Raw genomic sequence first — 13,022 nt, 5'->3', positions numbered from 1 at the left:
TCGCAATGCGGCCACATCGCCGGGCTGGAGCTTGCCGGCCATGATTCTCCTACGCTGCGTGCTTGTCAGAGCTCGGCCAAACTCCTCGCCGGTGAGCTCCTTGGGGTCATGCATGGGAGAACTCAACCTCCTAATAGTCGTGTTTGCTGACTTCCTCGACCGAGGCGAACTCCACGGTGTCGTCTTCCTGGATTTCGTAGATGGCGCGGTAGGCTCGGCTCGGGCGGATCGATCTCTGGCCTTGTCTGTCGCCCTTGAGGGGCTCGTCGTGGTAGCCGGGTACCTTCCTGACCTCATCCAAGCCGTCCTGCTCTACGGCCGCGACCCCCTCCCCTACTTCTGCACCGGCATGTAGCAACAAGCCCGGGTAGTTTCAGGCTAGATAGAATCAACGCCGGGGCCTACGCCCTCGCAAAAATCCTCAAGCGGCGAGCCCGCCAGTGACCGGCCTCGCTCGAATCTCGAAGGAAGCAGCGGTATGAAGGTTTCCGGCCCGCGCCTTGGTGTAAGGACACCTGGAAAGGCCTTTTCACTGGTCCACGGCGCGAGCCTAGAATCGGTGAGTTATGACTTGATGAGTTATGACTTGATGATTGGGGGCACGAGCGCTTGAAGCCGAGCGGCTGGACGTCTAGATAACGGTCCTCAGCCTTATGCGCGAGGGCCCTTTCCAGAAGCAACCTACGCAGGTTTTGTGCAGGCAACCCGTGCGCGGTTTCGGACGCTGCCATCGCTTGGTTTTGGGCGGCGCGGCGCAGGGGTTGCGATGGGTCCCTGCAGCCATGTGCGTGCTGGTGGTGCTCTGCACCGGGGCGTCGGTGGGTTGCCGGGGCGGACCCAAGATCGGCAGCGACACGAAACCCGCGTCAGCGCCGGCGCACACCAACGGGCTCGGGTCAGCGCAGACCGAGCCCGCGAGCACACCGGCCTCACCGGCGCTGCCTGAACCCTCGCCGGTTGGGCCGGCGGCTATCAAGGGCATCGTGCGTCTCTCACCTGGGGCCGAGCTCCCTTCCTTGACGCCGGTCTCATCCGAGCAACAGGGTACGCCGCAGCCCCAATTGTGCTCGCCTCCCAAGCGGGGAGACCGCCAACCGGTCAAGCTCGTGGCGGACCGAGGGCTCTCCGGCGTGCTGGTCGCGCTGAGCGATTTCGGGAAAAAGCAAGCCCGCGCGCCACGATCTCACTTGTTGGTGATTCGCGACTGCCGGCTCACGCCATCCCTGATCGCAGCAATGATCGGTGACAAGCTGGTTATTCGCAACGAAACGAACCATCCCTTCCTGCCGAAGTGGACCGGTGATGCTTTCTTCCAGACTCTGCTGAAAGGGCAGCAAAGGGAGATCGTGCTCGAGCGCGGCGGTGTCAACATGGTGGCATGCGGGTTCGCGACAGGCTGTGGCAGGGCCGAGGTCGTGGTGATGTACCATCCGCTTCATGCGGTTACTGACCAAGACGGCCGCTTTCGGATCGACGACGTGCCCCGCGACGTGAAGCTGCTCGTGCACGCCTGGCACCCCTTGTTTCGGGAGGCGGAGCTGAGTCTGGTGCTGGCGAGGGGGGAGGAACGCAACGTCGAGCTGGTTCTGGCTCCCGCGCTGGCCCCGACTGCGCCGGCCGGCACGCCGGCGCCGACTTCGCGCGGTCACGCCTCACCATGACGATGAGCCCCCGGGAACGCGCGCCCCTCGCGACGCTGGGCAGCTTGCTGCGCAATCCAGGTCAGTTGCTGTGGCCGTGGCGCTCGCTCGATCTCAGGCGTCTTTGGCGTGTGCTGCTTCATTCGCTCATCGTTGGCGCCATGGCGGGCAGTGTCGCGTGCCTGTTTTTCTATGCTCTCGAGTGGGCCGAGTGGCTTGTTACCGGCGAGCTCGCCCGCTTCAGCGCGCCGCGACCGGGCGGTGAGCTGGATGTCACACCCGCGCATACGCAGTCGGGCCCCACGCGTTGGTGGTTGGTCGCGTTGCTGCCGTGTCTGGGCGGGCTCGTGTGCGGCTGGCTCGTCGAGAGCTTCGCGCCCGAGGCGCGGGGCCCGGGTGGGGACGCCTATATCGACGCGGTTCACAACAAGAAAGGACTGATCCGCGCGAGGGTGCCACCGCTCAAGGCCCTGGCGTCGCTCGTCACCATTTCCACCGGTGGCTCGGCAGGGCGCGAGGGTCCAGTGATGCAGACCTGTGCGGGCATCGGATCGCTCGTGTCGCGGTTCATGAAGCTCAACGAGCAGGAGCGCAGGATCTTGGTTGTCGCGGGTGCGGCTGCGGGAACAGGTGCCATCTTTCGCACGCCCCTTGGCGCGGCCCTGTATGCGGTAGAGGTGCTGTATCGTGACGACTTCGAGAGCGACGCCATCGTCCCGTGCATTTTGGCGTCGGTTACGGGTTACTCGATATTCACCGCGGTGTTTGGCCAAGGCCACCTCTTTTCGACCGACGCTGCCTATGTCTTTCTGCCAGCGGCGCTGCCTCTGTTCGCCGTCATGGCGATCGGCCTGTCCATCTATGCGTTGGCTTTTGTGACGTTCAAGGGGTTCATGCAGAGGCAGGTCTTTGCGCGCCTTCGGCTCGTACCGATGTGGGCCAGGCCTGCGTTCGGTGGTGCGCTGGTCGGCCTGCTGGGTCTCTTGGTCCCCCAGGCATTGGGAACCGGTTACGGCTGGCTGCAGGGGGCGATCGATGGAGCCGACTGGTTGGGGGAGCGGGGCTACTGGCTGCTCTGGGGTCTTGCCGGAGCCAAGATACTCGCGACGTCGTTTACCATCGGCTCGGGAGGATCCGGGGGCGAGTTCGGTCCCTCGCTGGTGATAGGCGGTCTGGCCGGCGGCGGCTTCGGCTACCTGTTCCACGCGCTGGCGCCCACCCTGGTGCCGCAGCCGGGCGCCTTCGCGCTGGTGGGCATGGCAGCGATGTTCGGGGGGGCGGCGCATGTCCCCATCAGCTCGCTGATCATGTCCTGCGAGATGGCGGGTAGCTACGATCTGCTGGTGCCGCTGATGTTGGCGGAAGGCATCACCTTCGTGCTGTGCCGGCGGATCGCTATCTTTCCCAAGCAGGTTCCTGGGCGCGCGCACTCTCCCGCTCATCGAGACGAAGGTTTCGTGGACATCCTCGAGGCTCTTCGAGTCCGGGACGTCTATAGCGACGGTGAACAGCTCATGGCGGTGCGTCCGGGTGATTCGCTGCACACGGTCATGCACGCCATGTCGGAAGCACAACACCCAGGTGTGATCGTCGCAGGCGATGACGGCGGTGTGGCGGGTTTCATTTCGCTCGACACCCTTCAAGGTGCCATCACCGAGGAGGGGCTCGATGGGCTCTTGCTCGCGGCGGACGTGATGCACCGAACCAGGGATCGGGATCAGGTTACGCTGGACGACGACCTGCACCATGTCCTGCACGCCTTCCTGGTCACCGGCATGCACGTGCTCCCCGTTATCGACACCTCCGGCGGAGGGCGACGCGAGGCCGGCGTAGTGACTCAGGCGGCCATCACGCGGGCCTACGAGAGCGCCCTCGTCAGCCGCATGAAGTCCGCCGCCGAAGATCGGCGCTGGGCCAACAACCCCGAGGAACCGGTCGGACCGAGCGGGTTGTAGCTCAGGACTCCTGTGGCGAGGTACTAGACTCGAGTTTGGCGGTTTTCGCGGCTGCAATCCCCGGGAAAACCGGCATTTCGGCGTTGCTCCTCCTCAAAATGCCACCAGCATTCCTGGTCGTTGCGCCTTGAGCCGCCAGATTTCGCGGCGATTTCGCTCACAAAAACCGCCCAACTCGAGACTAGAAAGCCGGTGCCGTCGTTTCGCACCCGTTTCCTGCCACTACCCGCAAGCTTGGCCGTCGTGGAAGGTCTTCGAAGGCCAACTTGTAGTGCCGGAAGCTGCCGCCGGCGTGCAGGGCTTTCAGGACGGCTTCCCCCTCGGCCGCGCCACCTTGGGCTAGCACATACTCGATCCAAGCCCAACGCGTGCTCGTCGAACGGATCTCGACTCGGCCCTGCAGCCCGCGTTTGAGTCTCCCGAGGTGCTCGTCCAGTGTGCGGATGCCAGCGAAGGGCTGGCCATCGAGCGGCGTGTTGCGTTTGGAGACGAAGGGCGCGATGCCTAGCACGAGCGGGTGAACGGCGGCCAGATCGCGTGCAAAGGTGATGAGCTCGTCGATGTCCAGCAGCTTCTCACCCGGCAGCCCGAGCATCATGTAGAGCTTGAGACGCTCGAAGCGGTGGGCCCGGGCAAGCTCGGCGGCTCTCGTTAGATGCGACTCGCGAGCACGGCGCGCTATCCCGTTGCGCAGCCTTTGGCTGGCGCCGTCTGCGGCGGTCGTGAGCGTTCGGTAGCCTGCCTTGCGCAGGGCCCGCGCGAGCTGCTCACTCAGACGATCCGGGCGCAGTGAAGATAAGCCCACCTCGCGTCCCTGTGCAGCGAGCGTCTCGACGATGCTGACGATCTGCGGGTGATCGCTCACGGCAGCGCCCACGAGGCCCACTCGCGGGGCATCCGCGGGGATCGTCGCGAGGATCCGGTCCTTGGACACCAATCGCATGCCCCCGTTCGTGGATCGACGCATCACGCAGTAGGTGCAGCCTCGGGAGCACCCGCGTTCCGCTTCGATCAGGAACATGTCGCTGAGCTCGGTGTGCGGGGTGCGCACCTGGGCGTGTGCCGGCAGGCAGGCGTCGTCGCAGCGACCCATCACGGGCAGCTGGTCGCCGTGAAGGGCTGGTACGTGGCAGGAGGGGATATGCTGCGCGAGCAAGCGACCGGCTCGATTCCGGTCGGGGCACTGCTCCAGAATATCGATCGCCTGGTGTATCGCCTCGTCGGCTTCGCCGAGCAAGATGGCGTCAGCGAAAGGCGTTAGCGGCAGGGGATTCGAGAACGTCAGCGGGCCGCCACACAACACAAAACCGTGATGAGGCTTCCGGTCGCGTGCCAACGGGGGAATTCCCGACAACTCGAGCACTTGAGCCACACCGGCCAGCTCCAGCTCGTAGGCGACCGAGATCGCGACAATGGCAAAGTCCGACACCGGCCGGGCCGATTCGTAGGTGCGCAGCGCCTCGCCTGCCCCTGCAGCGGCCTGTCGGTCAGGCAGAAACGCGCGTTCGGCCACGGTTTGGCTGCGGCCGTTGAGCTCGCGGTAGATCGACTGAAAGCCCAGCGACGACATGCCCACGTGGTAGGGGCTCGGGTAGACCAGCGCCACCCGCGTGGGTGCGTCCCGGACGATGGTGCCTTTCTCCGCTCTTAGACGAGTGCGTCGTAGCTGATCGAAACGGCTCATCGGTCCGGGGCGATCTCAGCGCACGCTGTTGAACATACGCGCGGTGCGCAGGCCGTCGTCTCCGGACGACCAGTAGATGGCGAGCGCTTTGCCCTTGATGCGGTTCACGGGAATCGGACCGATGGCGCGGCTGTCGTTCGAGCTGTCTCGATGATCTCCCAGCACGAACACGTGCTCTCGGGGCACCGTCATGCGGGTGGAGTCGAAGATGTGGCCAGCGCTGCTGGTTGTGAAGTGCCGGCCGTTCAATTCGTTGTCGCGCCAACGGCAATGCGCTTGCAGTGCGCCGCGTCCCACTTTGCAGCTGCCAAGCTCGCGGGTTTCTATCGGTTTGCCGTTGCGGTGAACCACTTCGTCGCGCATCTCGATGACGTCGCCGGGTAGTCCGATGACGCGTTTGACGATGTCGACACCGTCTGCGGGGCTCTTGATGATGACCACGTCTCCAAGATCGGGTGCGCCCCAGGTGACCTCCGCCTCTTCGCGCAGCGGCAGGAACAGGCCGTAGACGTACTTCGCGACGACGACGCGATCGCCGTTGAGCAGTGTGGGCTCCATCGAGGGGCCTTCGATCTCGAAGGCCTCGAAGAGCATCGTGCGAATGGCGAGCGCCAACAGCACGGCTCCCGCGATGGTCTTCACGTTGGCTGCAATCCGAGACCAACGGCTGTCCTCCATGTGGGCGGCCGTGGGCGCCAGGTCCTGCGTGGCGCCGCGAGCGGCCTCGTTCCGGAACCTGTGCTTGCTCATCCGTGGATCCGAGGGGCCAGCGGGAGCGTCTGGGCCAATATCGCCTCTCGCTCGATCAAGGTGGCAAGTCGCTTCCGGGTCGTCTCGCGTCCAAAGCGGCCTTCGGTCAATCCGATGAAGAGGCGGAAATGGCGGGCCTCGGCGGCCATGAGCTCGCGGTAGAACCTGCGCAGCTGTGCGTCAGCCAGGTGCTTCGAAAGCAGCTTGAATCGCTCACACGAACGCCCCTCCACAAGTGCGGCTACCAGTAGTCGGTCGAGCAGGGCGGGCACCTCGGGATGTTCCATTTTGGTCATAGCATGCAGACTGCGGACATAGCCATCCGAGCTCGGCTTCCCCAAGGTCTGGCCACGCGTGCCGAGCCGAACATGTACCTCGTGAAAGTGCCGGGTTTCCTCCCGAGCCAAGGCGAGCAACGGCTCAACCAGCTCTGGGGCCTCGCCTCCGTAACGGGCAACCAAGCTCAGCGCGCTGTGGGCGGCCTTGAGCTCACAGTGTGCGTGATCCGAGAGCAGGAGATCCAGGTCCTGTTCCGCTATCCGGGCCCAGCGCGGGTCGGTTGCCTGCAGTAAGCCCAGCACGGCCTCAATCCTCCGCGGCAACGCTTGTATTGGTCTGCACCCAATTGGTCAAGCCGCACCTGGCTCGCGCTGTGCCACGCGATGAGAGTGTCTCGGGTTGACGCTCCTGCCGGATGAGCCTAGCCGATTCCAATGCGCACTCTCGCATTTGATACCTCTGGGACCACGGCTTCGGTAGCCTTGGTGGAAGGGAGCCGGGCGCGCGCAAGCTTCAGGGTGCGCCGGGAAACGGGGCACGACGCGGCGCTGCTGCAGCAGTGTCAGAGCGTGTTGACGCTGTCGGGCTTCGAGCTAAGTCGCGTCGAGCTTGTGGCGGTTGGGACGGGCCCCGGCACGTTCACGGGCTTGCGGGTGGGACTGGCCACGGCCAAGGGGCTTTGCCTGGCTGCCGGTCTGCCGCTGGCGGGGGTCTCGTCGTTACAGGTCTTGGCCGCGCCGCTGGCGGGGCAGCATCGCGTCGCGGTCGCGATGGTCGACGCCCACAAATCGCAGGTGTACGTTGCAGCCTACGCGCGTCACGCCGACGGTCAGTTGCTCGAGCGCTTGGCGCCCAGGTGCGCGGACCCCTTGGAGGCCGGACAGCTGCTTCTTTCCCTGGCTGGTTCGCCCCTGCTTCTGTGCGGAAGCGGTGCGCGCCGTTATGCCGAGTCGCTGCTCGCGTTGTTGGGGGATCGTGCGCAGCTGGTTTCGCCATTTCACGATGTGGTGGATGCCGAGACCTTGGCCGTCGAGGCGCAGCAGCAGCTACTCAGGCACGGAGCCAGCGATCTGGCCGCGCTGCAACCCTGCTATGTGCGTCCCAGCGATGCCCGCAAGCCGGGCTAGTTTCGGGCCACAATGGCGCCATAGCCGCTCACGTCCTCGAAAAAATCTCGAAAAAGTCCTCGCTCTGTGCATGTAGCCCTGCGCTGCGCAGTGGACAGAGTCCACGGAGGTGCAGGGGTAAATGCACAGCCACGAAGCGCAGCGCAGAGAAATAGCGCTGCTATTCCTGCGGATTTTTCTGCGGGCGCGCGGGCTCTGGCATCCATTCTGGCCCGAAACTACCCGAGATTTCCTGCGCTGCGCAGTGGACCGGCACGGTCCACGGCACAGCCACGGAGCGCAGCGTAGAGAAATAGCGCTGCTTCGACTACAAGTTAGCTGCCAGCGCCGTGTCTATCTGCTGGCACGCGCGCTCCTCGCTGCACTCTCGGGCGACGGCGATTTCTGATACAATCAGCGCGCGCGCATGCTCGAGCACTTTCCGCTCGCTGTACGAAAGCTCCCGTTCGTGTGCCCGCTGATGCAGCTCCCGGACGATCCGCGCCACATTGGCTAGCTCCCCGCTACCGATCATCTCGTTGTACTCGCGCGCACGTTTGGCCCAAGGCAGCCCAACGGGAATGTCCACCGGCTGCCTCAGCAGCGTCAAGAGCCTGCGCACGGCTTGCTTGGACATGAGTCCACGGAGCCCAGCTCGCTTGGCGCCGTCCGTAGGGACCATCAGCTTGAAGCCCGAGCCGACGATTCTCAGTATGTAGAAGTCCTTGTGCTGTCCGGCGACCTCGCGTGTCTCGATCGCTATGACCTGGGCCACGCCGTGCGCTGGATAGACGGCTTTGTCACCTATCTTTAGTTCAAGTTTATTCATATCTACGAAGCGGCTTGTCAGAGACGCCATGTTGCTCCGACCTGGTTTTGGACCCTACGGAGCGAGCATCATTCGAGGTTGAACCTGGGATCCGCGATCCTGCGGCGGACCCCCGCACTCTACCAAAATAGCACTGTTGAACGCTAGCGGCAAACCTAGGCTCGCGGATGGCCCCGCACCGCGCCATCGGGTTTTCTCTTGACCGTCTTAGCGGTCTTGGAATTTTCTCCCTGAGCTTTTGTGGCCTCCCTGGCTTCCGGCTTCCCACGCACGAGGCCGCGTTTTTCGAAGACTCGTCTTTGCAGCTCTGCGATGAGCTCTGGACGCTCTTCAAGATAAGCCCGTACGTTATCACGCCCCTGGCCGATACGATCATTGCGGTAACTATACCAGGCGCCGCTCTTTTCGACTAGCCGCGCCTCTACCGCCAGGTCGAGAACATCGCCGCTGCGGCTGATCCCCTTTCCAAACAAGATGTCGAATTCGCAGTCGCGAAACGGGGGTGCCAGCTTGTTCTTGACAACCTTGACACGCGTGCGGTTGCCCACGACCTGGTCGGCCTTCTTGATCGCACCCACGCGACGAATATCCAGCCGAACACTCGAATAGAACTTGAGCGCATTACCACCAGTGGTCGTTTCCGGAGATCCAAACATCACACCGATCTTCATTCGGATCTGATTGATAAAGAACAGTGTCGTGTTCGAGCGATGAATGGTTCCGGTCAGCTTTCGCAGCGCTTGGCTCATCAATCGAGCTTGCAGCCCCATATGGCTGTCACCCATCTCTCCTTCGATCTCTGCCTTTGGAACCAGTGCAGCGACCGAATCCACGACGATGAGATCGACACCACCAGAGCGAACCAAGGTATCGGCGATCTCGAGCGCTTGCTCTCCGTAGTCAGGCTGAGCTACCAGGAGCTCCTCGGTGTTGACCCCGAGCTTGCGGGCGTAAGCCACATCGAGCGCGTGTTCCGCGTCGATAAAGGCCGTGACGCCGCCACGCTTCTGGCACTCGTGAATCGCATGCAGTGTCAAGGTCGTCTTGCCGCTCGATTCCGGTCCGTAGATCTCGATGATACGTCCGCGCGGGTAACCCCCGATCCCCAGACATAGGTCCAGGGAGGGTGCTCCAGTGGGAATCACCGGAATATCCTGGGTGATGTCGCTATCTCCAAGGCGCATGATCGCGCCCTTGCCGTACTGCCTTTCGATGGCGGTGACAGCTAGTTCCAGGGCCTTGTCGCGATCCGAGCTCATGTTCTTTCTCCTACTCCGTTCGCACCCTGTTGGGTGCCGAGCGATCTGCGTCCAAGCCGCCGCTCTCGTGGTCGGTGCTCCCGCGGGTCCGCACGGCCTTGGCCACCAGGCTGAGCGCATGGTACGCAGCCGCCTTCCGGACCCGTCCTCGGTTGCCGTAAAACCTGCGGCACGCTGAGTGGATGAAGCCGCCGGGGCCCGCGAGTCCAAACCAGACGCTGCCCGCAGGCTTGTCCGGGTCGCCTCCGCCTGGCCCCGCAATGCCCGTGATGGAGACTCCGATGTCCGCTCCAATGCGATCACGGCAGCCCGCGGCCATCGCCTCGACCACGGGTGCGCTGACCGCGCCATGCCGCGCGATGAGTTGCGCTGGCACGCCCAACAATCGTGTCTTGGCTTCGTTGCTGTAGCACACACTGCCGGCCAGGAAGTATGCCGAGCTGCCTGGAACGTCCGTCAGGAGCGCACCCACGAGTCCGCCCGTGCACGATTCGGCAACCGCGAGCGTCAGCTTGCTACGACGCAAGAGCTCACCCACGTGACCGGAAAACGTGTCGTCACGCCGCCCGTACACGACCTCGCCCAGGCGCGCCCGGATCCTTTCCGCGGCGTTGCTCGCCAGCTCATGAGCAACGCTGCGAGCGCCGGCGCGCGCCAGCACCTTGATTTCGATTTCCGGAAACTGTGCGCGGTATCCAAGCGTGATGTTCTCACCTAGGTCACGTTCGAGCTCCGCCAACTGGTCGGCCATGGCTGATTCTGCCATTCCGTAGGCGCGCAGGTGCAGCTTGACCCTATCTGGACGAGCGAGTGCGGCGATGCGTGGCCGGACTTCGGTTTCGAACAAGCTCTTCATCTCGGCCGGTACGCCCGGGAGAAAGAACGCTTGAGTCGATCCCAGCGAGACGGCAAACCCGGGTGCGGTGCCGACGCGGTTGGCCAGGGGCGTGGCACCTTGTGGCAGATCCGCTTGCTTGAGGTTCGACCGCGGCATCTGGCGACCCTCGTAGCGTTTGCGAATCTGTGCCAACGCTTCGGGACTACGAATCAGGTCGATCTCGAGTGCGCGCGCCACCGCCTCCGCCGTCAAGTCGTCGCTCGTTGGTCCGAGACCTCCGGTGCAAAGCAACACCGTCGGATCTCCAGAGAAGCGCTTCAGCGCCAATGCTATACGGCGCCGGTCGTCAGCGACCGTCGACATCTCGACGACCTCGAAACCCAACGAAGTCAACTGCTCCGCCAGCCAGTGCGCGTTGCTGTTGAGCAACTCGCCCTGCGTGATCTCGGTGCCGATGGACATGACCACTGCGCTCACGGAAACCTGAGCGTATGTCCAGTTTTTGCGCGTGTCAAGGCGTTCCTAGGTACTGCGCTCATACAGCTTGCATGTCCGAGTCAGACCTGAGAGTAACCTGGCAATGCAATGTTGACCCGACGCCAAAGAGACAGCCTCCCGGTTGGGCTGGGGCCGTAAAACGCATGTTCCTAATTGCTGCGGCAAACGGGCGGGTCCGGCTGCAGGCTGTCCGTGGTGTGCTGGCGACCGTCGCCGCGAGCGTGCTGGCCACCGGCGTCGCGCCGGCGTCGGCCGAGCAGCGATCCGCCGCTATCGGGCCGGGCCACCCCAACACCGAGGCTGCGCCGCCCGTTTCAGCTCTGGCGCGGCTGCCCATCGTGCGGCGACAACTCGACAACGGTCTGAGGCTGGTCCTTGGGCCAAATCCAGGCTCTGGGACCGTAGCCGTCGCGGTCTACTACGACGTGGGTTCGCGTGATGAGGTGAAGGGACGTTCCGGTTTTGCCCACCTGTTGGAGCACATGATGTTCCAGGGCTCGGATAACGTAGCCAGGGGCGAGCACATCGCTTTGGTGATTGGCCGAGGCGGTACGGTCAACGCGACAACCAGCCATGATCGCACGGATTACTTCCAGGTGCTCCCCAGCAACGAGCTCGAGCTGGCCCTGTGGCTCGAGGCCGATCGGATGCGTTCGCTAACCATCACTCAGGAGAATCTGGAAGACCAGCGTCAGGCGGTCATGGAGGAACGCCGCCGGAGCTACGAGGCGCGACCGTACCTGCGCTCGATGCTCAAGATCAACGAGCTCGCGTATGGAGACTACTTTCCGTACGCGCATGCCACCATCGGAGACCCGCGCGATCTCGAGCAGGCCGGCCTGGCACACGTCCTCGAGTTCTTTGGCAGCCACTACGCACCCAACCATGCAGTCCTCAGCATCTGCGGTGACTTCGACGTGGCCGCGACCATCGAATTGGTTCACCGTTACTTTGGCAAGATCCAGGCGCGGCCCGGTCGCTCGCTGGAACCGGCGCCACCTGTCACCCAGAACGGGCAGCGCGCCGCGCGCATGTGCGATCCCCATGCCGCCCTGGCGGCGTTTCACATCGCCTATCGCATTCCCCCCTCGCGCTCCAACGATCACTACCCTCTCGAACTGCTGGCGAGCGTGCTCGGTGGGGGTCGGTCCTCGCGACTGCATCAGCTGCTGGTGCGAAGGCGGGAGCTGCTGCGGGAGATTCGGGTGAAGACCGACAAGCGGCGGGGGCCCGATCTGTTGTCGTTTTGGGGCGTCTGCGCCGAGGGTGTCAGTCCAGCCGACGTCCGCGAGCTCATCTTTGTGCAGCTCCGCAAGGTGAGCCGCCTGGGCGTGACCCGACGCGAGCTTCGAAAGGCCAAGAACCGCATCCGCGCGGCTCTCGTGTACTCGATGGAGTCGAATTTATCGCGCAGCAAGCGTCTTGCCGAGTACGAGCTGTACGCGGGTGACGCCCGGGAGGTTGGCCGAGAGCTGGAGCGTTACCTCGCCGTCGACCTCGACGATGTCAAGCGCGTTGCGGCCACGTACCTAGCTGCGGAAAACCGCAGCGTGCTTGATGTCCTTCCTGGCGGGTGTGCACGATGAGCCAGCCAGGTCCTAGGGCGTGGCTGCTGCTTCTATGGGCTGCTGCTTGGGGCTGTGGCCCGCCCCCTCGGCTGGCGCCGCTAGTGAAACGCCCGGTCGCGCCGCAGAGGATGGTGCTCGAACAGCCGGCACAGCTTGCACCCAGGGCTTCCGACAGGCCACGTCATCCTTCCCCGCCGGGGCCGGCCGCGCCGCGCGAGGTTCGTTTTCCGCCCGTCGTGCGCGCGACCACGAACAACGGACTGGAAGTCAACGTTGTGGAGTTGCGACGCCTGCCGTTGGTAGAAGTAAGGCTCGTAGTGCGTGGCGGCAGCGCCGCCGATCCGTCAGGGATGCCCGGCTTGGCACGACTGGTTGCTTCGATGCTTCGCGAAGGCACTCGGACACGCAGCGGGGCTCGATTGGCCGCGGAGTTCGAGTCGTGGGGAGCGGAGCTCGGTGTCGGCAGCGATCAGGAAAGCGTCTACATCAGCATGCGCGCGCTTTCGGAGTACTTGCCCAGAACCTTGTCGATGGTATCGGAGATCGCCCAAAGGCCGGCCTTTGGCCAACTCCAGCTCGAGCGACTGCGGAGGCGTGAGCTCGAGCGCCTGCAACT

The 13,022-nt window shown here is 64.0% G+C and carries 12 protein-coding genes; 5 read left to right on the top strand and 7 right to left on the bottom strand.

The annotated features are described in order from the left end of the window. Positions 1-130 precede the first annotated feature (130 nt). Positions 131-301 (bottom strand): hypothetical protein, encoded by a 171-nt coding sequence (locus MJD61_06060; protein ID MCG8554840.1) that lies wholly within the window; start codon positions 299-301, stop codon positions 131-133. Positions 302-707: 406 nt separating this feature from the next. Here MJD61_06060 and MJD61_06055 point away from each other — a divergent pair, with 406 nt between their 5' ends. Together MJD61_06055 and MJD61_06050 are read left to right on the top strand one after the other, a co-directional pair. Continuing rightward, positions 708-1,661, top strand: a complete 954-nt coding sequence (locus MJD61_06055) for a hypothetical protein (GenBank protein MCG8554839.1) — start codon at positions 708-710, stop codon at positions 1,659-1,661. A 2-nt stretch (positions 1,662-1,663) separates the two neighbouring features. Beyond that, a complete protein-coding gene (locus tag MJD61_06050; protein ID MCG8554838.1) occupies positions 1,664-3,595 on the top strand; it encodes a chloride channel protein in 1,932 nt (643 codons plus the stop codon). A 181-nt stretch (positions 3,596-3,776) separates the two neighbouring features. On the opposite strand, the gene MJD61_06045 is transcribed toward MJD61_06050, so the two are convergent. The 3 genes from MJD61_06045 to MJD61_06035 are packed head-to-tail and all read right to left on the bottom strand — an operon-like array spanning position 3,777 to position 6,610. Beyond that, complete coding sequence (locus MJD61_06045) at positions 3,777-5,279, bottom strand: B12-binding domain-containing radical SAM protein (protein ID MCG8554837.1); 1,503 nt, start codon at positions 5,277-5,279, stop codon at positions 3,777-3,779. A gap of 15 nt (positions 5,280-5,294) precedes the next feature. Then, complete coding sequence (gene lepB, locus MJD61_06040) at positions 5,295-6,029, bottom strand: signal peptidase I (protein ID MCG8554836.1); 735 nt, start codon at positions 6,027-6,029, stop codon at positions 5,295-5,297. After that, positions 6,026-6,610: a tRNA 2-methylthio-N6-isopentenyl adenosine(37) hydroxylase MiaE gene (locus tag MJD61_06035; GenBank protein MCG8554835.1), complete on the bottom strand. Its 585-nt coding sequence runs from the start codon at positions 6,608-6,610 to the stop codon at positions 6,026-6,028. Before MJD61_06035 ends, lepB begins: the two co-directional genes overlap by 4 nt. A 132-nt stretch (positions 6,611-6,742) precedes the next feature. Here MJD61_06035 and tsaB point away from each other — a divergent pair, with 132 nt between their 5' ends. Next, the gene (gene tsaB / locus MJD61_06030) at positions 6,743-7,435 is read left to right on the top strand and encodes a tRNA (adenosine(37)-N6)-threonylcarbamoyltransferase complex dimerization subunit type 1 TsaB (protein MCG8554834.1); all 693 of its coding nucleotides are present in this window, start codon (positions 6,743-6,745) and stop codon (positions 7,433-7,435) included. A 307-nt stretch (positions 7,436-7,742) separates the two neighbouring features. Here tsaB and MJD61_06025 read toward each other — a convergent pair whose 3' ends face one another. From MJD61_06025 to MJD61_06015, 3 genes are all read right to left on the bottom strand, one after another. Next, positions 7,743-8,243, bottom strand: coding sequence for a CarD family transcriptional regulator (locus MJD61_06025; protein ID MCG8554833.1), 501 nt, complete (start codon positions 8,241-8,243; stop codon positions 7,743-7,745). A 155-nt stretch (positions 8,244-8,398) separates the two neighbouring features. Beyond that, positions 8,399-9,502, bottom strand: a complete 1,104-nt coding sequence (recA, locus tag MJD61_06020; protein MCG8554832.1) for a recombinase RecA — start codon at positions 9,500-9,502, stop codon at positions 8,399-8,401. 10 nt (positions 9,503-9,512) lie between these two features. After that, positions 9,513-10,817, bottom strand: a complete 1,305-nt coding sequence (locus MJD61_06015; protein MCG8554831.1) for a competence/damage-inducible protein A — start codon at positions 10,815-10,817, stop codon at positions 9,513-9,515. 164 nt (positions 10,818-10,981) lie between these two features. On the opposite strand from MJD61_06015, the gene MJD61_06010 reads away from it, so the two are divergent. Next, entirely contained in the window at positions 10,982-12,424 is a 1,443-nt protein-coding gene (locus MJD61_06010) for an insulinase family protein (GenBank protein ID MCG8554830.1), read from the top strand. 83 nt (positions 12,425-12,507) lie between these two features. Next, a partial coding sequence (locus MJD61_06005; GenBank protein MCG8554829.1) for an insulinase family protein occupies positions 12,508-13,022 on the top strand: 515 nt, incomplete at its 3' end.

Source organism: Pseudomonadota bacterium (genome assembly GCA_022361155.1).
Classification (GTDB): domain Bacteria; phylum Myxococcota_A; class Polyangia; order Polyangiales; family JAKSBK01; genus JAKSBK01.
The sequence above is the reverse complement of the archived record's forward strand: the minus strand, read 5'-3'. Positions and strand labels throughout refer to the sequence as shown.

Excerpts from the sequence above, each read along its gene's own strand:
- tsaB (MCG8554834.1), top strand. The coding sequence starts at position 6,743 with ATGCGCACTCTCGCATTTGATACCTCTGGGACCACGGCTTCGGTAGCC.
- MJD61_06010 (MCG8554830.1), top strand. The coding sequence starts at position 10,982 with ATGTTCCTAATTGCTGCGGCAAACGGGCGGGTCCGGCTGCAGGCTGTC.
- MJD61_06050 (MCG8554838.1), top strand. The coding sequence starts at position 1,664 with ATGAGCCCCCGGGAACGCGCGCCCCTCGCGACGCTGGGCAGCTTGCTG.
- lepB (MCG8554836.1), bottom strand. The coding sequence starts at position 6,029 with ATGAGCAAGCACAGGTTCCGGAACGAGGCCGCTCGCGGCGCCACGCAG.
- recA (MCG8554832.1), bottom strand. The coding sequence starts at position 9,502 with ATGAGCTCGGATCGCGACAAGGCCCTGGAACTAGCTGTCACCGCCATC.
- MJD61_06025 (MCG8554833.1), bottom strand. The coding sequence starts at position 8,243 with ATGAATAAACTTGAACTAAAGATAGGTGACAAAGCCGTCTATCCAGCG.
- MJD61_06045 (MCG8554837.1), bottom strand. The coding sequence starts at position 5,279 with ATGAGCCGTTTCGATCAGCTACGACGCACTCGTCTAAGAGCGGAGAAA.